21 protein-coding genes and 1 tRNA gene are annotated in these 22,046 nt (G+C 63.0%); 10 read left to right on the plus strand and 12 right to left on the minus strand.

From position 1 onward, the window contains the following. Nucleotides 1–11: 11 nt before the first annotated feature. Nucleotides 12–989 (minus strand): sugar-binding transcriptional regulator, encoded by a 978-nt coding sequence (locus art_RS10535; protein WP_052136943.1) that lies wholly within the window; start codon nt 987–989, stop codon nt 12–14. A 121-nt stretch (nt 990–1,110) separates the two neighbouring features. Between art_RS10535 and art_RS10540 the strand changes: the two genes are divergently transcribed. The 6 genes from art_RS10540 (at nt 1,111) to art_RS10565 (ending at nt 7,038) form a co-directional block, all read left to right on the plus strand. Continuing rightward, a complete protein-coding gene (locus art_RS10540; RefSeq protein WP_367643779.1) occupies nt 1,111–2,307 on the plus strand; it encodes an alcohol dehydrogenase catalytic domain-containing protein in 1,197 nt (398 codons plus the stop codon). A 59-nt stretch (nt 2,308–2,366) separates the two neighbouring features. Beyond that, the gene (locus tag art_RS10545) at nt 2,367–3,671 is read left to right on the plus strand and encodes an MFS transporter (RefSeq protein WP_038464840.1); all 1,305 of its coding nucleotides are present in this window, start codon (nt 2,367–2,369) and stop codon (nt 3,669–3,671) included. 34 nt (nt 3,672–3,705) lie between these two features. Then, on the plus strand, nt 3,706–5,415 hold the full coding sequence (locus art_RS10550) for a dihydroxyacetone kinase family protein (RefSeq protein WP_038464842.1): 1,710 nt from the start codon (nt 3,706–3,708) through the stop codon (nt 5,413–5,415). A gap of 44 nt (nt 5,416–5,459) precedes the next feature. Next, on the plus strand, nt 5,460–5,918 hold the full coding sequence (locus art_RS10555; RefSeq protein WP_038464844.1) for a ribose-5-phosphate isomerase: 459 nt from the start codon (nt 5,460–5,462) through the stop codon (nt 5,916–5,918). A gap of 3 nt (nt 5,919–5,921) precedes the next feature. After that, nucleotides 5,922–6,665, plus strand: a complete 744-nt coding sequence (locus art_RS10560) for a GolD/DthD family dehydrogenase (RefSeq protein ID WP_038464846.1) — start codon at nt 5,922–5,924, stop codon at nt 6,663–6,665. A gap of 94 nt (nt 6,666–6,759) precedes the next feature. Further along, the gene (locus tag art_RS10565; RefSeq protein ID WP_038464847.1) at nt 6,760–7,038 is read left to right on the plus strand and encodes a putative quinol monooxygenase; all 279 of its coding nucleotides are present in this window, start codon (nt 6,760–6,762) and stop codon (nt 7,036–7,038) included. 110 nt (nt 7,039–7,148) lie between these two features. On the opposite strand, the gene art_RS10570 is transcribed toward art_RS10565, so the two are convergent. The 3 genes from art_RS10570 to art_RS10580 all read right to left on the minus strand — a co-directional run bounded on the left by art_RS10570 (nt 7,149) and on the right by art_RS10580 (nt 9,492). Then, the gene (locus tag art_RS10570) at nt 7,149–7,529 is read right to left on the minus strand and encodes a co-chaperone YbbN (RefSeq protein ID WP_038464849.1); all 381 of its coding nucleotides are present in this window, start codon (nt 7,527–7,529) and stop codon (nt 7,149–7,151) included. A gap of 178 nt (nt 7,530–7,707) precedes the next feature. Continuing rightward, the gene (locus art_RS10575; protein WP_052136240.1) at nt 7,708–8,937 is read right to left on the minus strand and encodes an MFS transporter; all 1,230 of its coding nucleotides are present in this window, start codon (nt 8,935–8,937) and stop codon (nt 7,708–7,710) included. A 78-nt stretch (nt 8,938–9,015) separates the two neighbouring features. Beyond that, entirely contained in the window at nt 9,016–9,492 is a 477-nt protein-coding gene (locus art_RS10580; protein ID WP_052136243.1) for a MarR family winged helix-turn-helix transcriptional regulator, read from the minus strand. A 218-nt stretch (nt 9,493–9,710) separates the two neighbouring features. On the opposite strand from art_RS10580, the gene art_RS10585 reads away from it, so the two are divergent. Both art_RS10585 and art_RS10590 read left to right on the plus strand, forming a co-directional pair. Next, a complete protein-coding gene (locus tag art_RS10585; protein WP_052136244.1) occupies nt 9,711–12,101 on the plus strand; it encodes a LamG-like jellyroll fold domain-containing protein in 2,391 nt (796 codons plus the stop codon). Between the two features lie 217 nt (nt 12,102–12,318). Then, nucleotides 12,319–12,555 carry a hypothetical protein gene (locus art_RS10590; protein ID WP_052136945.1) on the plus strand — a complete coding sequence of 79 codons (237 nt, stop codon included), beginning with the start codon at nt 12,319–12,321 and terminating at the stop codon, nt 12,553–12,555. 110 nt (nt 12,556–12,665) lie between these two features. On the opposite strand, the gene art_RS21005 is transcribed toward art_RS10590, so the two are convergent. From art_RS21005 to art_RS10610, 4 genes are all read right to left on the minus strand, one after another. Further along, on the minus strand, nt 12,666–13,304 hold the full coding sequence (locus art_RS21005) for a hypothetical protein (RefSeq protein ID WP_157875235.1): 639 nt from the start codon (nt 13,302–13,304) through the stop codon (nt 12,666–12,668). Nucleotides 13,305–13,379: 75 nt separating this feature from the next. Then, entirely contained in the window at nt 13,380–14,033 is a 654-nt protein-coding gene (locus art_RS10600) for a hypothetical protein (protein ID WP_038464853.1), read from the minus strand. 127 nt (nt 14,034–14,160) lie between these two features. Further along, nucleotides 14,161–14,245, minus strand: a tRNA-Tyr gene (locus art_RS10605). A gap of 187 nt (nt 14,246–14,432) precedes the next feature. After that, on the minus strand, nt 14,433–14,750 hold the full coding sequence (locus tag art_RS10610) for a hypothetical protein (RefSeq protein WP_038464855.1): 318 nt from the start codon (nt 14,748–14,750) through the stop codon (nt 14,433–14,435). Between the two features lie 220 nt (nt 14,751–14,970). On the opposite strand from art_RS10610, the gene art_RS10615 reads away from it, so the two are divergent. After that, on the plus strand, nt 14,971–15,459 hold the full coding sequence (locus art_RS10615; RefSeq protein WP_038464857.1) for a YajQ family cyclic di-GMP-binding protein: 489 nt from the start codon (nt 14,971–14,973) through the stop codon (nt 15,457–15,459). Between the two features lie 208 nt (nt 15,460–15,667). Beyond that, the gene (locus tag art_RS10620) at nt 15,668–16,444 is read left to right on the plus strand and encodes a VOC family protein (RefSeq protein WP_038464859.1); all 777 of its coding nucleotides are present in this window, start codon (nt 15,668–15,670) and stop codon (nt 16,442–16,444) included. 693 nt (nt 16,445–17,137) lie between these two features. On the opposite strand, the gene art_RS10625 is transcribed toward art_RS10620, so the two are convergent. The 4 genes from art_RS10625 to art_RS10640 form a co-directional block, all read right to left on the minus strand. Continuing rightward, nucleotides 17,138–17,812, minus strand: coding sequence for a response regulator transcription factor (locus art_RS10625; protein WP_038464861.1), 675 nt, complete (start codon nt 17,810–17,812; stop codon nt 17,138–17,140). Then, entirely contained in the window at nt 17,809–19,083 is a 1,275-nt protein-coding gene (locus art_RS10630) for a sensor histidine kinase (protein WP_052136251.1), read from the minus strand. The genes art_RS10625 and art_RS10630 overlap by 4 nt, the downstream gene beginning before the upstream one ends. A gap of 13 nt (nt 19,084–19,096) precedes the next feature. Further along, entirely contained in the window at nt 19,097–19,777 is a 681-nt protein-coding gene (locus art_RS10635) for a histidine phosphatase family protein (RefSeq protein WP_038464863.1), read from the minus strand. A 981-nt stretch (nt 19,778–20,758) separates the two neighbouring features. After that, the gene (locus art_RS10640) at nt 20,759–22,045 is read right to left on the minus strand and encodes an MFS transporter (RefSeq protein ID WP_038464865.1); all 1,287 of its coding nucleotides are present in this window, start codon (nt 22,043–22,045) and stop codon (nt 20,759–20,761) included. Between the last annotated feature and the right edge of the window lies 1 nt (nt 22,046).

The raw sequence follows: 22,046 nt of genomic DNA on the forward strand, positions 1-22,046 counted from the left end.
GCGGCAGCCTCTTAGGCTGCCGCCACCTGCACGAGATCCAAAATGGCCTTCGCCGTCCGGACATCGGTCACAAGGCGCCGGAAGTATCTGGCGTTTGCCCCTCCAACAATGCTTCGTGCCTTTTCCGTGCCCACCGCAATGCCCACGGAACAGGGGATTGAACGTAGCAGGGCCGGCGGGGTGGCGATCATATTTTCGCTGCCCGGGAAGTGTATTTCCGCACCGTCGGCGTCAAAAAAGTTCAGGCAGATGTCCCCCGCTGCCCGTGACAGCGAGTCGTTGTCTTTCGGGATGAAGCGGGAGATCGAGCTCCGGGTCGTCGGAGGGGCGCCGATGCCCAGCAAGGCACCTTTCGCCGATTCCCAAAGCCGCTGGATCCGCTGGAAGTCGGGGTCGTTCTGGAGCAGCGCAAACATTTCCGGTGACGGCAGCGCCTGGGTCCACAGAAACGCCGGGCGTGCACCTGTCTGCTCCGCAATGGAGCGTGCAATCTCGTTCGTCTGGTACCACGGCTCCGGTTCTGTCTGCCCACCCACGGTGGGGACAACTATCACACCGGGCAGTTTGGGCAGCGGCGCCCCTGCCAGCTCATAGATGGTGCGGCCGGAGGAAGCCAGCAAAATGTCGCCGGGGGCCAGCTCCATGTCCCGCATGGCCTCGCCCACCAACGGTGCAAGGCCCGCACCCAGGCGGCCGGACTGGTCAGCATCCGCAAGGTAAACCTTTTCCAGGCCGAGGGCTTCAGCCAGCTCCGCGGCCAGCGACTCCGTCACCGCCCTGGAAGGGTGAATTACCTCAATTTTGACCATGCCAACGCGTCTCGCCTCCTGCAGGAGCCTGCTGACGGTGGGGCGTGAGACCTTCATGACTTCAGCAATCCGGGCCTGGTTCACGTCTTCCAGGTAGTACATGTGGGCAGCCTGATACAGCGTTTCCACCGGGAACCGGCTCAAGGCGCCGCCTTGGGCGGCGGCAGTTTCAGTCGCCAATTGCACATTCTCCCTGGTTGCATTTGTGGTCTGCCCCACGGCGGACCTGTTCCCATGGTAGCCCGAAGCAGGCGTTCGTGTGAACAAAATTTCACGATTCCCACGTTGTGAAATTATGTTCTTGACATTTGTTCAGGATGTCTTCACACTTGAGTCATTGAGCTACATCACACTTCCACTGGAGGAAACAATGACCACCACCGCTGCTGAAACTGTTCCCACATCCACCGCCGTCCCTGCAACTATGCAGGCAGTCGTCGTCCACGGACCCGAAAACTACGTGATGGAAACCCTGCCGGTTCCCGTCCCGGGACCGGGCGAACTGCTGATCAAGGTTGAGGCCGTCGGCGTCTGCGCCAGCGACCTCAAGTGCTACCATGGTGCACCGAAGTTCTGGGGCGACGAGAACCGCCCCGCCTGGGCACAGACCGGAGTCACCCCCGGGCACGAGTTCATTGGAACCGTTGTTCTCGGCGATGGGAAGGGCCTCGCCCATCACGGCTTGGAAATGGGCGACCGTATTGCCTGCGAGCAGATCGTTCCCTGTGGCGAGTGCCGCTACTGCGTCCGCGGCCAGTACTGGATGTGCGGCCCCCACGACATGTTCGGCTTCCGCAACTACAACGGCGCCATGGCCGAATACGTGCTGGTCCCCATGAAGGCATTGACCCACAAGGTCTCCCACGATCTCCCACCGGCCCACGCCGCCTTCGCCGAACCGCTCTCCTGCTCACTGCACGCAGTGGAACGCGCAGAGATCAAGTTCAACGACGTCGTTGTTATTGCAGGCTGCGGCCCGATCGGCCTTGGCATGGTTGCTGGCGCCAAGGCCAAGAATCCGATGAAGGTCATCGCCCTGGACATGTCAGACGACAAGCTCGCCCTCGCCACCAAGTGCGGCGCCGACATGGTCATCAACATTGCCCGCGAAGATGCCGTCCAGATCATCAAGGACATGACCGACGGCTACGGCGCCGACGTCTACATCGAAGGAACCGGCCACCCCTCAGCTGTTGGCCAGGGCCTGAACTTGCTGGCCAAGCTCGGCACCTACGTTGAGTACTCGGTCTTCGGCTCGGATGTCACGGTCGACTGGTCGATCATCAGCGACGACAAGGAGCTCGACGTCCGCGGCGCGCACCTCGGCCCGCACTGCTGGCCCGCCGCCATCAAGATGATCGAATCAGGCATCCTACCCCTGGATGAAATCTGCACCGACCAGTTCCCCCTGGACAAGTTCCAGGACGCGCTGGACCTTGTCGGCGACACCGCAGGCGCTTCCGTGAAGGTGTCCATCGTTCCCGGCTTTGTGAAGTAACCGCCCACGTTCACACCCACCTGGCCACCCCTCTCCCCAAAACAAAGGCGTTTTATACCATGACTTCATACACCCGCACCCCGGAAAAGGCGCCGGATACCTGGCTCGATCGGATCGGCATCCCGCAGTCGCTGCGCTGGGGGTTCATCGCAGTCTTGGTCTTCATGACAGGCAACGGCGTTGAATCCAACTTCATCTCCCCGCACATGGCCGAGGCGCTCGGCAGCCAAGCTGCGTTGGTTCCCACCATCATCACCCTGTACGGGGTGGCTGTCATGGTTGCGTCCTACCTTTCAGGCGCCTTGTCGGACCTGGTCGGGCCGCGCAAGGTCATGGCTCTGGGCTTCGTGCTCTGGGTGGTCTTTGAAGTCTTGTTCCTGCTGAGCCTGGGCACAGGCTCAGCAGTGGCAATCTTCGCCAGCTACTTCTTCCGTGGCCTGGGCTATCCCTTGTTCGCGTTCGCCTTCCTGGTGTGGGTCAACAATGTGGTGCCAGTCAAGCGCAAGGGCACCGCCGTCGGCTGGTTCTATGTCATGTTCACAGGCGGCCTACCCACCTTTGGTTCACTGTTCGCACTGTTCGCCATCCCCGGCTTCGGCGGCGGCGCCTCAGGCGAAACCAAAACCCTGTGGGCTTCGATTGCCTTGGTGACGATTGGCTTTGCCATTGTCTGGTTCGGTGTGAAGGAGCCGAGCGGCTCCCAGCGGCAGGCCCCGGCCCATGAGTCCACGGCCCAGGTCCTCACCGGCGGCGTCCGACTCCTGGCCAGCGAACCGCGTGTCCTGGCAGGCTTTGTGGTCCGCCTGATCAACACCGCACCGCAGTACGGCATGTTTGTCATCCTGCCCGCCGTCATCGGCGGCCAGCTCGGCTGGACCCAAACCCAATGGCTCATGATGACAGTGATCGTGTACGCCTCCAACATCGCCTTCAACGCCGTCTTCGGCGCCATCGGCGACAGGTGGGGGTGGCTGCGCACCGTTCGCTGGTTCGGCATCGCAGGCTCCGCACTCGGCCTGCTCGCCTGGTGGTACGTGCCGCACCTGGTGGCACCCGGCTCCGAATGGGGCTACTGGCTGTCAGTCCTTGCCGGCGTCGTCTTCGGCATCCTACTCGCTGGCTTCGTGCCCATGGGTGCGATCATGCCCGCACTGACCCCGAGGCACCAGGGCGCGGCCATGGCCATGTACACCACCGCAGCCGGAGGTGCCGCATTCCTCGGTGCCGCCGTCGTCGCGATCGTCCTGCCCTGGGGCGGGAACACCGGCGTCGTCTGGGCCTTCGTGGCCCTCTACGGGGTGGCATTCGCCCTGACGCACTTCCTCAAGGTGCCCGAGGACGCGGCCCGCGGCCGCCAGCACTGAGCACACCTTTCCTAACAAGATCCCTGGAGCAGCAATGACCAAGATATTCAATTCACCGGCAGATTTTTCGGATGACCAGTTTGAAGGCTTCCTTGACATCTATGCGGACCGCCTGCGCGGAGTTGCCGGCGGTGCCGTAGCCCTGCGCACCGGCGAACCTCAGGTGGCTGTGGTCATTGGCGGCGGTTCCGGACACTACCCGGCATTCGCCGGACTCGTGGGCACTGGCTTTGCCACCGGCGCTGTCGTGGGGAACATCTTCACCTCCCCGTCGGCAGCCCAGGTGTACTCGGTGGCCAAGGCTGCCAACCAGGGGCAGGGCGTGGTGCTGAGCTTCGGCAACTACGCCGGTGACACCATGAACTTCGGCATTGCGGCCGAGCGCCTCCGGAAGGAAGGCATCGACACCCGCATTGTGGTTGTCACCGACGACATTGCTTCCTCCGATGACGAGAAAAAGCGCCGCGGCATTGCCGGCGACTTCACCGTGTTCAAGGTCATGGGAGCCGCGGCTGCCGCCGGACTCGACCTGGGCGGCGTGGAGCGTGCTGGCCGTGCCGCAAACTCAGCCACACGCACCCTGGGTGTTGCATTCTCCGGCTGCACCATGCCCGGCGCGGACAATCCGCTCTTCGAGGTTCCGGAGGGGCACCTCGGCCTGGGCCTGGGCATCCACGGCGAGCCCGGCATCAGCGACGAGCCCATGCCCACGGCATCCGCACTCGCTGACATGCTGGTCGACAAGCTCCTCGTCTCCGCGCCCGCAGGGGCCGGCAACAAGGTCGGTGTGATCCTCAACGGTTTGGGCACCACCAAGTATGAGGAGCTGTTCCTGCTTTGGGGTCCGGTATCCAAGCGTCTGCGCGACGCCGGCCTGGAACTGGTGGACGTCGAAGTGGGCGAGCTGGTGACAAGCCTTGACATGGGCGGCACCTCACTGACACTCATGTGGCTAGATGAAGAGTTGGAAACGTTCTGGAAGGCTGACGCTTACACACCCGCATACCGTAAGCAGGCCGCCCCCGTTGCCGCCCTGGAGAGCTTCCAGGACGGCGCCGAGGCAGAACTGGAGGCGGCCGTGGCCCCGGAATACTCCGAGGCCTCCGCACAGCTGGCCGGCGCAGTCGTCGCCGGCCTGGAAATCATGGCATCCACCCTGCACGAGCACGAACAGCGCCTGGGCGACATTGATGCAGTGGCGGGCGACGGCGACCACGGCCGCGGCATGGTCAAGGGCGTCGACGCTGCACTCCAGACAGCAACCGCCGCCTCCGAGGGTGGTGCGGGCGCAGCCTGGGTGCTGCAGCGCGCGGGCCAGGCCTGGGCCGAAAAGGCCGGCGGCACCTCCGGTGTCCTGTGGGGCGCAGCCCTCGAGGCGGCCGGTACCTCGCTGGAAAACAACCGCGCCAGCTACACCCCGGCGGACTTTGTGGCGGCGGCGCACGCCTTCGCCGATGCCATCATCGAGCTGGGCCGCGCCACCATCGGCGACAAGACCCTCGTTGATGCGCTGCTGCCCTTCACGGAATCATTGGCCACCGCAGTCACCGCCGGCGCAGACTTCGCCGGCTCCTGGCAAGCCGCCGCCGCTGTGGCCGTCGAGCAGGCAGCAGCGACCGCAGCACTGAGCCCGAAGCTGGGACGTGCCCGCCCTCTGGCAGCGAAGTCCATTGGCACCCCCGACGCCGGCGCCACCTCGCTGGCACTGTTGGTCACCGCATTGGCGGACCTGCCTGCAAAATAGCAGCCGGCCCCATTCCACACACCACAAGCTTTAAGGAACCCACCATGAACAAGAACTTGCGCGTCGTCATCGGCTGCGATGAAGCCGGCGTTGAATACAAGGAAATCATCAAGAAGGACCTGGCTGCCAACGGCCTCGTCGCCGAAATCATCGACGTTGGTGTAGATCCCAACGATACGACCGCTTACCCCCACATTGCCGTCAACGCCGCGAAGCTCGTGGCCGACGGATCCGCCGACAGGGCCATCCTGTTCTGCGGCACCGGCCTCGGCGTTGCCATTGCCGCCAACAAGATCAAGGGCATCCGTGCTGTCACGGCCCACGACTCCTTCTCCGTGGAGCGCTCCGTTCTGAGCAACAACGCACAGGTCCTGTGCATGGGCCAGCGCGTCATCGGTGTGGAGCTTGCCCGCCGCCTCGCCGGCGAGTGGCTCGGATACACCTTTGATGAGTCCAGCGCCTCGGCCGAAAAAGTCGACGCCATCTGCGGCTACGAGGAGTAGGCAATGAGCCAGGAATTTGCTGGACGCACCGTCGTTGTCACCGGCGCCGCCAGCGGCATCGGAAACTCCGTGGCCCGGCACTTTGCGGAGCGCGGCGCCCAAGTGTTCGGCGTGGACCTCAGTGAATCGATCCACGAAGAAATGGCCAGACTCCCCGGCAGCGGACACCAGGGCATCGCCCAGGACCTGACCGCTGCGGCTGCCGGCACCGAAACCATCGGCCAAGTGGTGGCGGCCGCCGGAAAGGTTGACATCCTGGTCAACTCAGCCGGCATCGTCCTGTTAGACAAGGCCCTTGAACTGAGCGAACAAAAATGGGATGCCACGCTTGCCGTGAACCTCACCGCCAGCTTCAAGATGGCACAGGCGGCCGGCCACGCCATGACAGAAGCCAGATACGGCCGCATCATCAATCTGGCCTCCCAGGCCAGCGTGATCGGCCTGGACGAGCACGTGGCCTACTGCGCCAGCAAAGCGGCAATTGTCGGCATGACCAAGGTGCTATCCATGGAATGGGCGCAGCAGGGAGTGACCGTCAACGCAGTCTCCCCCACCGTCGTAGAGACGCCCCTTGGCAAGCTCGCCTGGGCCGGAGAGAAGGGAGAAGCCCTGAAGAAGCAGATCCCCACCGGCCGGTTTGCACAGCCCGAAGAGGTTGCCTCCCTGATCGCCTACCTTGCCGGCGAAAATGCCGGCATGATCACAGGTGAGAACATCCTGATCGACGGCGGCTACTCCAGCATCTGACCCTGGCCGGGGTGCGGGCTCCAGCTGCGCCCGCGGGAGTTCACACTGCGGGACGGCTTCCCGCCCGGGCCGCCGCATCGCCTAGGCTGATTCCATGAGCGAAATCATCAACCTTCAGGCCACCTTCATCCCCAACGAGGGCGAGTCCTTCCGCGTGAAGCTCGCCCTGGACATTGCCATTGAGCAGGTCGTCGAGGAAGCAGGCTGCATCCAGTACGAAATCACCGAGGAATCGAATGACAAGATCGTCCTGACCGAGCAGTGGGCGTCCAAGGAAGACCTGGATGCGCACAGCAAGGGCATCGCAGTGCAGGACCTCAACGAATCATTGAGCGCGCTGCTGGCCGAGCCGGTCAAGCTGGAACGCTCCTAAGCAGCCAGCAGCACCACGAACGTGTAAAAAGGAAGCCGATCCCGCTGTCGGATCCCGGAATTCCGGGGTCATAAAGCGGGATCGGCTTCATTTTTCACAGAGGACCTGCGTTACTCGGCGGCGGCGTCCTCGGCCTGCTTGGTCGCCACGGCTGCGTGGACTTCCTTCATGTCGAGAGCCTTGACGGCGTCGATGACGGAGTCCAGCTGGGTGCCGTTCAGCGCACCGGGCTGGGCGAAAACCAGCACCTTTTCGCGGAAGGCCATCAGCGTGGGGATGGAGGTGATGTTGGCTTCGGCGGCCAGCTGCTGCTGGGCTTCGGTGTCGACCTTGCCGAACACAATGTCGTCGTGCTTTTCGGAGGCAGCCTCAAAAGTGGGCGCAAATCGCACACAGGGCTGGCACCAGGCTGCCCAAAAATCAACGATCACGATGTCGTTGCCTTCGATGGTGGGTCCAAAAGATTCCGTGGTGATTTCAACTGTAGCCATGGCTCCTACGCTACTTGAGAGGCAGTGGCTTGGCGAGAAGTTTCGCTGAGCGCTTGAGCGCCGGCCCCGATCGGCGCCGGCCCACAGGCCCCGCCGCCACACCGTCCGGCACCCAACAGAAGCACGACGGCAACGCACCCAAGCCGGGCACGCCGCCGTCGTGCCTCACCCGGGAAAGCTACGCTGGGACAGGCTCGTGGGCCGTGAGGAACTTGCGCCCGCCAAAGATCACGGCGGCGCTGACCAGCACCATGGCTGCGGCCACAATGAAGGTCACGGATGCGGAGGAATGCTCGGCGATCTTGGCGGCCAGGAACGGCGCCAGGGCACCGCCCATCCAGCGCACAAAGTTGTAGCCGGCACTGGCCACGGGCCGGGGTGAATCGGACACCGCCATGGCCATTTCGGTGAAGAGGGTGTTGTTGATGCCCAGCAGCGCGCCGGAGACGATGGTCAGCACCACGATGGTCGTGACGGAATGCCCGGCGGCGAATGCCAAACCGGCGAGAATCACCATGAGGCCCAGCAGCGAACCCGTCAAGGCGCCGACCGCACCGAAGCGGCGCTGCACCATGGGGGCCACGAACACGGAGAAGACGGCCACAGCCACGCCCCAGCCAAAGAACACGGCGCCGATTCCGTAGGCGTCGAACCCGAGGATGAACGGCACGAATGCCAGGATGGTGAAGAAGCCGTAGTTGTAGAACAGGGCGCTGCCGGCCGTGGTCCGCAGGCCCTTGTGCCCCAAGGCGAGCAGGGGGTCTCGCAGGCGGGTCTTGACGGCGGGAACCGGGGTTTTGGGCAGCAGCACCATGACCAGGATGAACGCGATCGCCATGGCCGTTGCCGTGCCGAAGAACGGCGCACGCCACTGCCAGCCGCCCAGCAGCGCGCCCATGAGCGGGCCGAGCGAGAGGCCAAGACCCAGGGCAGCCTCGTAGAGGATGATGGCCGTGGCCGCACCGCCGGAGGCAACGCCCACCATGACGGCCAGCGACGTCGCCACGAACAGCGCGTTGCCCAGGCCCCAGCCGGCGCGGAAGCCCACCAACGCGTCCACCGTGTTCGCCATGCCCGACAGCGCGGAGAACACCACGATGATCCCCAGCCCGATCAGCAGGGTCTTCTTGCCGCCGATCCGTGAGGACACAAATCCGGTGACGAGCATTGCGATGGCTGTGACGAGGAAATAGCTGGTGAACAGCAGCGACACCTCGCTGGGCGTCGCCTCCAGATTCGCCGCAATGGCCGGCAGGATGGGGTCCACCAGGCCGATGCCCATGAACGCGAACACGGCCGCGAACGCCACCGCCCACACCGCCTTGGGCTGCCTGAGCATGGACTGTTTTTCGGTGTGGAGCTTCCCGCCCCTTTGGTGGTGCGTGTCCGTGGCGGCATTGGCCTGCACTGTTTCTCCTGTGATCGTTGTGTTGTTCTTCGGGGTGATGTTCGACGCCGGAGCGCACCTTTCGTCTCCGGCGCCGCCTTATTCTGTGGCTGGCCGGTGCGCCGATTTGTTGACCGTTGCGGGCTGGTTGGCGAGGGCGGCGTTGAGTTTGGCGATGGCGGGTATGGCCAGGTCGATGGCCTGGCGCTCTTCGCTACTGAGCGTCTCAAGGGCCTTGGCCATGGAGGCGTTGCGGCGGGTGTTGGCTTGTTGGAGTTGCACCCGGCCCTTTGCGGTCAGCCTTACCAGGACCACGCGGGCGTCCGTGGGGTCCGCAATGCGTTCCACGAGGCCTGCTGCTTCAAGCTTGATGACTTGTTCGGTGGCACTGGGAACGCGAATGCCGGCGTTGCGGGCGATGGCCCCGACACGCATGGGTTCCGCCGAGATCATGTTCAGGGTGCTCACGTGGCCGATGCTGAGCTCCCCCTCTGCATCCATGGACCGCACCAGGAACACTGCCTGGCGCAGAATGTCACGGTATCGGCCGGCAAGATTCTGAATCTTCTTCGTCATAATTAGGTAGCCTAACTATTAGGCTACCTAACAGTCAAGCTGTTGTGACGCACCAGCAGTTAACTTCATTGACACTCCGTGTTCGCCGCGAGGTGGCCTTTGGGTAACCAGGCTTCCCTACGCTCGTTGCGGCGCTTGCGCTGAATTCAATTCAGCTCGCCCCGAACACACAGCTCAGGCATTGAAGAGCTGCACACCGAATCGTCTTGAGGAACACCATGACCAGCCCCACCAAAGTTCGCGGCCTTCTTGGGCTAGCCACGGCCGCCGGTCTCGGCGCAGCACTCCTGGGTTTGTCCTTGGTGCCAGCCGCAGCCCAGGAACTGCCCGTCGATCCCAGCCATGCCAGCACGGGCCTGCGCTCCACGATCGCCATCCTGCCCGACACCCAGTTTTACTCCCGCTACGCTACGGAAGACGAGGGCCGGCAATACCAGATGCGTTTCGGCAATACACCCTTTGAATCTCAGACCAACTGGATTGTCGAGAACCAGGACAAGTACGGGATCGCCTTCACCGAGCACCTGGGCGACATCGTCGACCAGGCTGACAAGCCACAACAGTGGCAGGTGGCAAGTGACGCCATGGAGATCATGGAGGACGGCGGCGCCAACTACCAGGTGGTGGCCGGCAACCATGACGTCCACGCCAGCAATCCCTTCCTCACCTGGTTTCCGGAGTCACGGGACGCTCAGCAGAAAAGCTTTGGCGGCCGATCGCCGTCGGGCTTTGGCAGCTTCCACCGGGTCATCATGAACGGTGAGGAATTCCTGAGCCTGGGCCTGTCCTGGGACGCCTCGGATGCCGACATCGACTGGGCGCAGCAGGTCCTTGATGCGAACCCCGCGGTTCCCACCATTTTTACCTCGCACCAGCTCATCGACATCAACACCGACACCTCCGAGGCCGTGGAAACCGACTTCGGCACGAAGCTGTGGGACCGTCTAATCAGCACCAACCGCCAGATCTTCCTGACGTACAACGGCCACCACCACGGGGCCACGGAGCAGGTGAAGATGAACAACTTCGGCGAGCCTGTCATCCAGCAGCTGCTCGACTACCAAATGGCCTACCAGGGCGGCAACGGGTACATGGGGCTGGTGGAGTTCAACTTTACGAACAACGTGCTGACCCAGACGTCATTCTCCCCTTGGGTCCTGGAAAAACCCGCTGACACACTCACGGACATGGACACCGCGTTCCTGTACGGAGCCGGGGACAGTTACAGCATGGAGTTCGACTTCGCGAAGCGTTTTGCCTCCTTCGCACCGGACTTCGCCCCCTCAGGAACTGAGGTCCAGTCCTACAGCAGGTCCTTGCGCAACGACATCCGCGCCTTGTACACCGATCCCGTGTCGAAACCACTGGAGCTGCCTTCCGCAGCCACCGACTACCCCGAGGTGGACGGTACCGTGGCCCACTGGCGCATGGCACAGTCCGGCACGGCTGGCACCGCAGTACCCGAAGGCGGCACCGTCAAGGACCTCACGGGACTCAACGACTTCTCCCGCGCAGACCTCAATTCAGAGGGCCCTGTCCGTGACGCCGTTCTGGATGATGTGAAGTTCTCAGCCGACCACGCCGCTTATTCCTCTGATGCCGGCTCAGTCTGCTTTTCCAACACCAGCAAGCACACCGGCAGCGACGGCCAGCAAACCAACCGCATGAGCTACTTCCTGACTGCCGACGGCGCCCCGGTCAATGCAGAGAAGTTCAGCAACGGCTACACCATGGAAACGTTCATCAAAATCGACCCGTCCTGGACCGCCCAACAAAATGCCTGGATGACGTGGCTGGGCCGCGACGGTGTGCGCAAGGACCTGCCCGGCTATGGCGGCGGTGACGAGGAAGAGCCGCCCATGGCCGGCGCCATCTCCTCCCTCCGCGAGGTCCAGTGGGCCTTCACCGACACCTCCGATGCCCCGCGCGGCAACTCCAACTGGTCCAGCGACGTGGACGCCAACAAATGGTTGCACCTGGCCATCGTTGACGACCCTGCTGCCGGATCCGTGACACTGTTCGTGGACGGTGCCCCCGTGCTGCGCAATGTGCTGGACAAGCACGGCATCAACGGCTTTGCCGACATGTCATGGGTGCTGGGCGGCGGCTCCTACGACGGCGTCCGCGGCTCGGGCTTCCTCGGTTGCATCGGCGAGACCCGGATCGTGGACCATGCCCTGCCTGCCAGCCAGTGGCTGACGGCGCGTGCACCGCAGGCTGAACAACCCTCCCCCACGGCGGCTCCCACAGAGACTGCCGCACCCACGGCCACGGCGACTGCCACACCGCCCTCCGAATCCACGGCGCCGGCCCCTGTCGATCCACCCTCGCCGTCCACAACGGCCCCTGCCCCCACGGACCGTCCGGCCACCCCGCCGGCTCTGGAGCCGAGACCTACAACCGAGGCCGCGGCAGCACCACACACCGGCCCCGCCCGCACGGACAGCCCAGACGCCCCGGCCTCTCCGGACCAAACAGCCGTGGCAGCGGAAGGCAGCCTAGCCAACACCGGAGCCGGCGGTACCCCGCTGCTGTTCGGGGCGGGCACACTGCTGCTCACGGGCGCAGCCCTGCTGGCGCTGCACCGGCGCAAGGGAGCACGCGCCTAACAGCTCACCAGCCCCAGACGGCGGTACCCGCGGGGGATTCCCACCCGGGTACCGCCGTCGTTCGTTGCGAGAAACGGCCGCGACACCGCCTTGCCTTCATGGACTCTTCGGCGGCTGGACACATGCAGTTCACAGGCGATTCACCTCTTGCGTGCATGCTGGCGGTGTTGACTAACGAATCAAGGAAGCAGCGATGACTTTCACACAAGGAGATCCCATGGCACGTCCCATTCACCACCGAGCCTTCATTGACCCCGAGAACCACCAGGTGTGGCCGGTTCTGGCAAAGAACGATCCGGTGGCCCTGATCAACGACCGCGGCTGGCGACTGTCGGGCCGGGTTGAGACACTTTCCCACGACCGTCAATGTTTATGGATCCAACTTGACTCCGGCATGGGCCGCCAGCTGATCCACCATCAAGACGGTTTTGTGCTGGAGCATACTGCCCATTAGCTCGCCGGCTGCACACTGGGCCCGGAATTAACCCGGAACCGAGAATGCCCGAACCCGTGACGGGTTCGGGCATTCTCGTTTGGCTGCTTGGGGCGCGCAGGCCAGGCCCGTCAGCGCTTGGACTTGCGGTATCCGGCCTTCACAGCTGCAGTCTCGGTGGCGAAGCACTGCTCCGGGGTTGTCTTGTCGTAGAAGGCCTGCCCCCGCAGGTGGTAGATCTTGCTGGGGGCGTTGCCCTTGATGGGAGCCCAGGAGGGGCAGTTCCACTTGCTCACAGGCTTGGTCACGGATGGCTTCGGCGTCGGTTTCGGGGCAACGACCTTTACCGCCTTGGCAGTCGTGGCAGAGCCCTTATAGCCGCCCTGGGCAGCCAGCTGCACGGACCACTTTCCCGAAACAGTCGCCGCCGTGGCCGACTTGAAATAACCGGTGGAGCTGGTCTTCATGGTCTTGACCAGCTTCTTCGGCGCGGCGCCGTCCGGATCAAAATATACCTTCACCGTGAGGGCACCCGTCTTGACCCAAGACTTGCCCGACGCACGCTGCACCTGGCCCGAATACGTAACACTCTTGCCCTTGACCACACTCGCCGGAGCCACCGCGAAACTGGCAATGCGAGTCGTGGTGGTTGCTGCGGCCTGGGCAGCAACCGGAGCCACCAGCATGGGCAGCATGACGGCACAAGCTGTCAGGACAACAAGCAGGAAACGACGCAGGCTTCGCGAGCCGTGGTGCATGGAAACGTTCAAACTTTCCCCCACTTGGTAACGGCCGGTTGTCCCGGCGGACGAATGCTTTCCTGAAAAACTACAGCCTACCGAAGATTAATCTTCGGGGCCGATCATTGACACAAACTCCTGCGCCTCAGCCACCCCAATGTCGGCGTGGTCCCGCAGAAGGCGAGCTGCGCCGTCGTAATTTCCGGCCAAGGCAAGCTGTCGGATCTGCGCATAAATCTCCGCATTCAGACGTGTGCTGGCAACCTCTCGGACCTCATCGCCCTGCGAGACGATCGCCCGGTAGCGGTAGGCGTTGGGAACGGCGGCCTTTATGGGAGGGGCGGCCTTCATGATGTCCTCGACTGTCAGCGGGGCATCGTTGGACGGAAGGACGGGCTCCGGAAGCGGCTCGGGCGTCGGCTGCGGAAACTCAGCAAGAGCAGCGACAGCCGCAGCGGAATCGCCCAGTCCCATATGGGTGGCCTTGCGATATTCCTTCACGGCGTTCAACACCTGGTGCTGTGCGATCAGGGCGTAGACACGCTGGTGGGTTTCAGGAGTGAGGCGTGCACTGGCTTCCTGGGCGGTTTCCCGTGTGATCTGCCGGTTGCCGCGCGGAGCCTTGACAGGCGCCCCGGCCTGGTCGATTCCCGGCTCCGTAGTTTGGGCGGCCTGATTGCGGCGCCCCAGTAGGCGGGCACCCACCACCACGACGACGACAATAACCAGCACAATAATCAGCGGCACTACATATTCCATGCCTTAACTGTAGTTCGCCTGAGCGGCCAACAGTTTGCGGGCATCCGTTGGCACCTGAATTGCGTGGACGGGTGCGCCGAAAACCAAGAAAACCCGGAACCACTATGCGTGGTTCCGGGTTTCCCGTTGGTGGCAGATACTGGATTCGAACCAGTGAAGGCGTTGCCAGCTGATTTACAGTCAGCCCCCTTTGGCCACTCGGGTAATCTGCCAAGGCCAGCGTCACCCAAACTCGGGCTTAGCTTTTCGCCTCCAACATGTGGAAGCAGTAAAACAATACTAGGAATTCGCCCAAGAATCGAATCGAGGTTTTTTGGGAGGGGCACGTTGGCCAAATTCCGGGCATTTTCTGGTTCATGGCGTACTCCCAGCAGGCTTCACTTGGCTGCCCCACCCCTGCTAAACCGACTCGGGGTCTCCCTGAATGTGCCGAATCAGCTGCTTCTCCAGGAAACTCGCTTGTTCGGGCGTGACTTGCGCCAACTCAACGGCCCGGGCCATGTCTTCATGGACACCGGCAATCCTAGACGATACCGAGTTTGGCGGGGATCCAATGATGCTGGCCGATTCCAGGCCGAGCGTCGATCCGCCAATCAACCCCGAACCGCTCAGGACGGTAACGGCAGCCAACGTGACGGCTGCAACGGCGGTTCCCACGGTCTTGCGTCCGTGATGCGTGCCCGGTTCGGGTGCGGGTGTGTTTTCCAAGGTGCTCATGGGTCCTCCTGATGTGGCGGTCTCAACACCAACTACAGTGCCAAACCCGCCTGTGCACCCGCCCCATGAAGCCTCAGAGGACTCTGTGAGCACCCGCTTAGATCCCTGGCGCTAGCACCTACCAGCCACCCCTAAATCTCGCTTCGCTCGCTTTGGGGCCCCTGGCGCTACGCTTAGAGGGAGACCAATCGATCTAACTTTTTGAGTATGTGGAGGAATCATGGCCAGCGAGTCAACGTTCGACGTCGTTAGTAAAGTCGACAAGCAAGAGGTCGCCAATGCGTTGCACCAGACCCAGAAGGAAGTTGCACAGCGCTACGACTTCAAGGGAATCGGTGCCGAGATTGATTTCAGCGGCGAGAAGATCCTGCTGAAGGCCAACTCGGAAGAGCGTGTCTTGGCGGTCATGGACGTGTTCGAATCCAAGCTGATCAAGCGCGGCATCTCCCTGAAGTCCTTGGACGCTGGCGAGCCCTACGCTTCAGGCAAGGAGTACCGCCAGGAAGCTGAGATCAAGGAAGGCATCGCGCAGGACGTCGCCAAAAAGATCAATAAGCTCATCCGCGACGAGGGCCCCAAGGGCGTGAAGTCGACCATTCAGGGCGATGAGCTGCGCGTGAGTTCCAAGAGCCGCGATGATCTTCAGGAAGTCATGAACATGCTGCGCAAGTTTGAGGATACAGACCTGCAGTTCGTCAACCTGCGCTAATCCCCAACTCCGTGGGCCCACCCAGCGTGTAGCCCGTCCTTGGCATGGTTGCGCTAAAAAGCGTCTGCCGCTGGAATTCCCTGGAAACTCTGGGAAAACTTTCAGCCGGCAGGCGCTTTTTTCTCTTGCCCGGCTGCAGCTGCGGGCATAGTCTTCCCTATATCCATCCGACGCCAGCCGTCGTCCGCGAATCACCCTTGGAGCTGCCATGAACACCCAAAACATCCCTGCTGGCGCGCCTTGCTGGATCGACTTGATGACCTCTGACATGAACAAGTCACGCGATTTTTACACGGCCCTTTTCGGCTGGAGCTACGAAACCGGAGATGAGGAAAAGTATGGCGGCTACACCATGGCGTACAAGGACGGAAAGAGCGTTGCCGGGCTGATGCAGAGCGGACAGGACGCTGGCGGACAGCCCGACATATGGAGCACCTACCTGCGCGTCGATGACATGGCAGCATCCATGGCGGCAGCCAAAAATGCGGGCGCCATGGCCTATATGGAGCCCATGGATGTTCCGGAGCAGGGCAGCATGGCCATGATTGGGGATCCCAGTGGCGCTGCTGTGGGCTTGTGGCAGTTTGGCGGACACACAGGATTCCAGGCCCATGAGGAGAATGGCGCCGCAGCCTGGCATGAGCTCCACAGCAAGGACTATCGGGCCGCGGTCAGCTTCTACAGGGACGTCTTTGGCGTGGAGACCTCCGTCATGAGCGACACCGACGAGTTCCGTTACACCAACATGGTCTTCGGCGGCAAGGAGCTCGCCGGCATCATGGACGCCAGCCAGTGGCTGCCGGATGAGTCGCCCTCCAGCTGGCAGGTGTACTTCCAGACGGACGACGTCGATGCCACCATCGCGAAGGCGCTCACCCTGGGTGCCACCATCATCAACTCCGCCGAGGATTCCCCTTACGGCCGGATTGCCGGGCTCACCGACTGCACCGGGGCCATGTTCAAGCTCGTCCAACCCCAATCCTGACCGTGCCAGGCCGGCCACAGGCCGCTGTCCGGGCCGTCGGGCGCTGATTCGAAAAAATGCCGCTCACAATGCCTCACGCCGCTAATATGTCAACGGCAGGGGGCATTATGGGCGGCTTTTCGGCTCTTGTGATTCTTTCGTGGGTGCTTCAGTCTGGGACCCACCATCCCGGCTGGCAGCGTTCAAGCCGTTTTCGCCCTGGCTGTCTTCGGCAGGGTCGCAGAGCACCCGTCCTGGTCTTGCCGACGTTCCTTGACAGGCCGGATCATTCGATCCCCGAGGCTCCGCCGGGGTTTGACTGGAGACTACGCGCCGAGAATGGGCCACACTCGCAGCATTCCGACCGTGTTTCGTCGAAAATGGTGCAGGCTCGCGAGAAGGGCGCAACTTCGACGGCATCTCACGTGTTCGGGTCATTCTCGGCGAAACAAGAAGCCACACGCTACGGCCCAGGGTCATTCTCGGCGAAACAAGAAGCCACACGCTACGGCCCAGGGGCATTCTCGACGAAGCACACCCCCTCCGGCACGAGTTTCCCGCACCCCTGCACAAGGAAACAGGGCCGATGTCCGGTACCTGAGCGATGGATCGCCACAACAGCCCGCCAGCTGAGCCAAAAGGGTATGAAGACGTGACGGTCCGATGGCGAACCCACCCATGGAAGAGCCACAAGAGCCGCTTTTTCGGCAGGAATCAGCTGCCCGGCTCCACCAGACCGGTGTCGTAGGCCAGCACCACGGCCTGCACCCGGTCGCGCAGTCCCAGTTTCGCCAGAATCTTGCTGACGTGCGTCTTGACGGTCTGCTGGGCGATGAACAACTCAGCCGCGATCTCCTGGTTGGAGAACCCCCGCCCAATCAGCGTCATGACCTCAAGTTCACGCTCCGTGAGCCCTTCCAACGGCTCCCTCGACAGCATGGGCCGGGCAGCTGACTGCGCAAATTGTTCAATGAGCCGCCTCGTGACGGAGGGCGCCAGCAGTGCCTCCCCCGCAGCAACAACACGCACGGCCGTCAACAGTTCATCGGCGAGCGCATCCTTCAGCAGGAAGCCGCTGGCCCCCAACCGCAGGGCGTCGTACACATAGTCGTCAACGTCAAAGGTGGTCAGCATCAGCACGTGCGTGGACCTGACACCGCTTTCGGGGGTGCCCGCAAGAATCAGCCGGGCCGCTTCCAGTCCGTCCATGACGGGCATGCGCACATCCATCAACACCACATCGGGTTGGTGTTCGGAAGCCATGTCCACGGCAACGGCGCCGTTTTCTGCCTGCCCCACCACAACGATGTCGTCCTGTGCACCCAGCAACGCAGCAAATCCCTCACGGACCATGGCCTGGTCGTCAACCACCAACACCCTGATGCTCATGAGCCTCCCCGCCCGTTACTCGTCTTGTTCACAGCGCTCAGGGGCAGCGTGGCTGTGACTGAAAATCCGCCGTCGGACATGGGAACGCACACAACGGAACCGCCCACAATGGTGGCCCGCTCGCGCATGCCGATTAGCCCCTGGCCGAGGTGCTGTCCGCGATCCAGCTGCGCCATCACCGCACCCACGGCCGAGCTGGAGTTGACCACCGATATGGTGAGTTGCCCGCCGATGATGACAAAATCCGTATGGACGGTTGCCCCCGGCGCATGCCTAATGACGTTGCTGAGTGCCTCCTGCACAATCCGGTAGGTGGTCAGTGCGATGACCTCGCCGATGTCGTGATTGACGATGTCGGACAGCTCGGGTTCGGTGATCTGCACACCTGCCGATCGGGCTGAGGCGAAGAGCTGTGGCAGGTCTGCCAGTCCGGGCTGCGGACCCAGCTCGCGGCCGGCTTCGGTGTTGCGCAGGGAGCCCAGCATGCTGCGCATCTCGGTCATGGCGCGGCGGGAGTTCGCGGCGATGTCATCAAATTCCTGCTTCAGTTCATCGCTGAGGCCGGGGTGTCGGTAGCTGGCGGTGGTTGCCTGCACCACCACAACGGACATGCCGTGGGCCACCACATCGTGGAGTTCCCGGGCAATGCGTGTGCGTTCCTCGGCCAGCCGGCGTCGGGACTGCTGTTCGGCGCTGACAGAGCGTTCAGCAGCCAATTCGACTCTCAGGTGCTGCCATTGCTGCGCCACGACGGCCGCCACCATGAGGCCGCCCGAGACTGCCGCGAAGATGACCACATTGATTTGGGCGCCTTCCGACTGGCCGCCGGGCATGGTGACGTAGTTCGAGAGCACGCCAACCACCACGCTGGCCAGCCATGCACCGGCGGACACCATCCAGTGCGCCCGCAGCCCCGCCACGCAGATCACGAAGACCTGGGTGATCATGGCAACGACGCTGAACGGCATGGGGGCCGCCCCCACCGGCTGCGACACCAGCGGCATGACAGCCATCGGCACTAGTGACACCAGGGTGCCTGCCACCGGCCGCGCGGCGGTCAGGCCCAGGGAGGCTGAATGCAGGATGGCCATTCCCAGCGCAAAGGGCAGTGCCATATGGTACAAATTCATGTTCAGCGGGGCGCCCACCGCCAACAGCGCAATGCAGACGGCGGCCGTGCCCAGCCACACCCAGCTGAGCCCCTTCAACCGCCACAAGGTCACGGTGGTGAAGGGTGCCGGTGTTTCTGCGGCGTCGGCCTTTGCATCCATAGGAGTCTGACCCTTAGCTATTTGCGTACCCGTCAAAATCTGCTTCGGCGGTGGGGCCGTCGGCGTCAAGGCCGCTCAGCCCACCGGCCGGAGTCCCCTGCCAGCTCTGGATCTGCCAGCCACCGGGGGCGTTGCTTCCCGTAGGTTCTCCCTCCAGGGTGACGATGCCCGTGTTGGAAAGATCGTGGTATTTCGAGTCGCTCCAGTCGATGTTGATGCCCCTGTGCCCTGCCCAAAAGCGGATCATGGCACCGTGGCTGACCATCGCCACAGACTCGTGCGCGGCGGCCTCCGCCACCACGGCATCGAAGCGTTCCAGCACCTCGAACCCGTTGTCGGCGCCGGGCATGCGCGCCGACAGGTCGCCCTTCAGCCATGACATGAGCGCCCCCAGATACGCCTTGACGGAGTCCGGATCGCCCTTCATTTCAAGGTCTCCGGCGCTGATCTCACGCAGGCCGTCGCGGACCACCGGGGCAAGCTGGCGCTCGGCCGCGAGCGGGCCGGCCGTCAGTGCGGTGCGGGTCAGATTTGAGATGTACAGGGCATCAATATTCTGATCGGCCACGGCACCGGGGACTGCGGCAGCCTGCAATTCGCCCAGCGGCGTCAGGCCCGGCCCGGGAACGGCAGTGTCCAGGAGACTACGAACATTGTTGGGAGTTTGGCCGTGTCTAATCAAAATCAGTCGCATGGTTCCATTCTGTCCTACTTGTCGTCTGGGTAAGTGCCGCAAGCTCCAAAGGACGACGACGGCCCTCACCACTTCCGCGGCAGCTCCCTTGCGCTTCGGTCATGTCCGCTGCACTGATATCGGGTGGCCTGCCGTGCGACATCCGCTTCGCCTCGGGCTGGTAGGCGGCGGACAGCCCGGCCCCACGTTTAAACGCGGCATCACATAACTGCGTGTTTTTGCGAACGCCGCATCACTTCCTGCTGATTCAGCCGGTCAGGGGTTAAGAGTTCATTTTCAGGGGTTATGGGTTCAGAAGGTTCAACCAGCGAAAGTGGGTCCAGCCCGCTCCCACAGCCTGCGGGAACCGCGAAAATGGCTCCAGCTCGCAATATAGGCATATCGTGTGGCTCTTGTGGCTGTTGTGGCTGTTCGGTGGGTGGGTTCACCGTCACGCTTTCAGTCCCTCGCACTGGTAATGGGCTGCTGGGTGAATCACCGCTCAGGTACCGGCGACCGTCTCCGTTTCCTTTCCCCGCTTCCTTTCCCCGCTTCTTTTCCCCGCTTCCTTTCGCAGGGGTACTGGAAACTCGTGCCGGAGGGTGTGTGTTTCGCCGAGAATGGCCCTGAGCCGTATTGTGTGGCATCCTGTTTCGCCGAGAATGGGTCCAACCCGTGACCTGGCGTCAAAGATGCGCCCTTCTCGCGAGCCTGAACCATTTTCGGCGAAACAGGTTCAGATCTATGCGGGTTTGGCCCCTTCTCGGCCCGCATTTACCTCTCAACCCCGGCGGAGCCGCTGGGATCGAATGATCCGGCATGTCACACAACGTCGGGGATACCAGGATGGCGCGCCCCTCCTCCCTGGTCGAAGACAGCTCCTGCAACAACGGCTTGAAACCTGACAGCCGGGATGGTGCGTGTCCGGCTCAGCCACCCACGGAAGACACACACGAGCGTATCTTGTGGGTCGTTTCGCGAGCCAGCGGCATTTTCGGCACATCACGGCACCGGATGGCGGGCGTCATAGCGCAGGAAACCGCGTTGCCATGCAGCCAACCCCCACACGGCGCCAATGCAGATCAGTCCCCCAATGACTGCTGCCCAGCCCTCACCCCTCCACTGCCCCACGGAACCGGAGAACACGTCACCCAGGCGGGGCCCGCCCGTCACCACCACAACAAAAATGCCCTGCAACCGTCCTCGGAGATGGTCGGGTGTGGCCGACTGCAAAATCGTGGAGCGAAAAACTGAGCTGATGGTGTCAGCCACGCCCGCCACAACCAAGGCGGCAACCGCGCCCACCAGCCAAGGCGACGTCACGCCGTCGTGCGTCTTCCCTCCGGCCAACACCACAGCGCCCAGCGCCACGATCGCGGCGCCCCACAGCGTAATGGACCACACCACTGCCAACCCCTGACGTCGGACGCCACCGAGCGGGCCGGAGAACAAGGCCGCCAGGAAGGAACCGGCGGCAATGGATGCCAACAGAATGCCCGCTGTCTGTTCACCGCCACCCAGCCACACCGCACCAATGGCAGGAAGCAGTGCACGCGGCAGGGCGAACACCATGGCGCACATGTCCACCAGGAAGGTCATGCGCAGATTCTTCCGGGTGCCCAGGTAAGCGAAGCCCTCAAGCACGGACGTCAGCCCTGCCCGCTGGACCAGGCCACCATCGGCCCGGGCAAGGGGCGGCAGCGGCGGGAGCTTGAACAAGGCCCACAGTGAGGCAGTGAACGTCAGCACATCCACCGTGTAGGTCCACCCGTAACCAACATTGGCCACCAAGATTCCTGCCATGAGCGGACCAATGGTGGTGCCCATACCCATCACGATCATGCTCAGGGCATTGGCCGAAGGCAGCAGTTCCGGGCGGACCAGGCGCGGCACGATGGAGCTGCGGGCCGAACCGTTCACCCCCGCAGCCGCGGATTGCACGGCGATGAGCCCATACAGAATCCAAATATTGCCAAGGCCCAGCCACGCCTGCAGCGCAATGCCAATCGTGACCAGCCACAGAACGCTTGAGGAGACCAGGGCGACCTTGCGGCGGTCGTGGGCGTCGGCGATTGACCCGCCGTACAGGCCTGCAACCACCAGCGGAATCAAGGCCACCAGGCCCAGCATGCCCACCGACAGGGTGGATCCGGTGAGGTCGTAAATTTCCAGGCTGACGGCCACCACCGTCAGCTGCGTGCCGATCGAGGATAAGCCGTTGCCAATCCACAGCCGCCTGAACGCCGGGCTTTCACGCAGCGGAGTGACGTCGGCGAGGATTCTTGGCACG

It is taken from the genome of Arthrobacter sp. PAMC 25486 (genome assembly GCF_000785535.1).
Classification (GTDB): domain Bacteria; phylum Actinomycetota; class Actinomycetes; order Actinomycetales; family Micrococcaceae; genus Specibacter.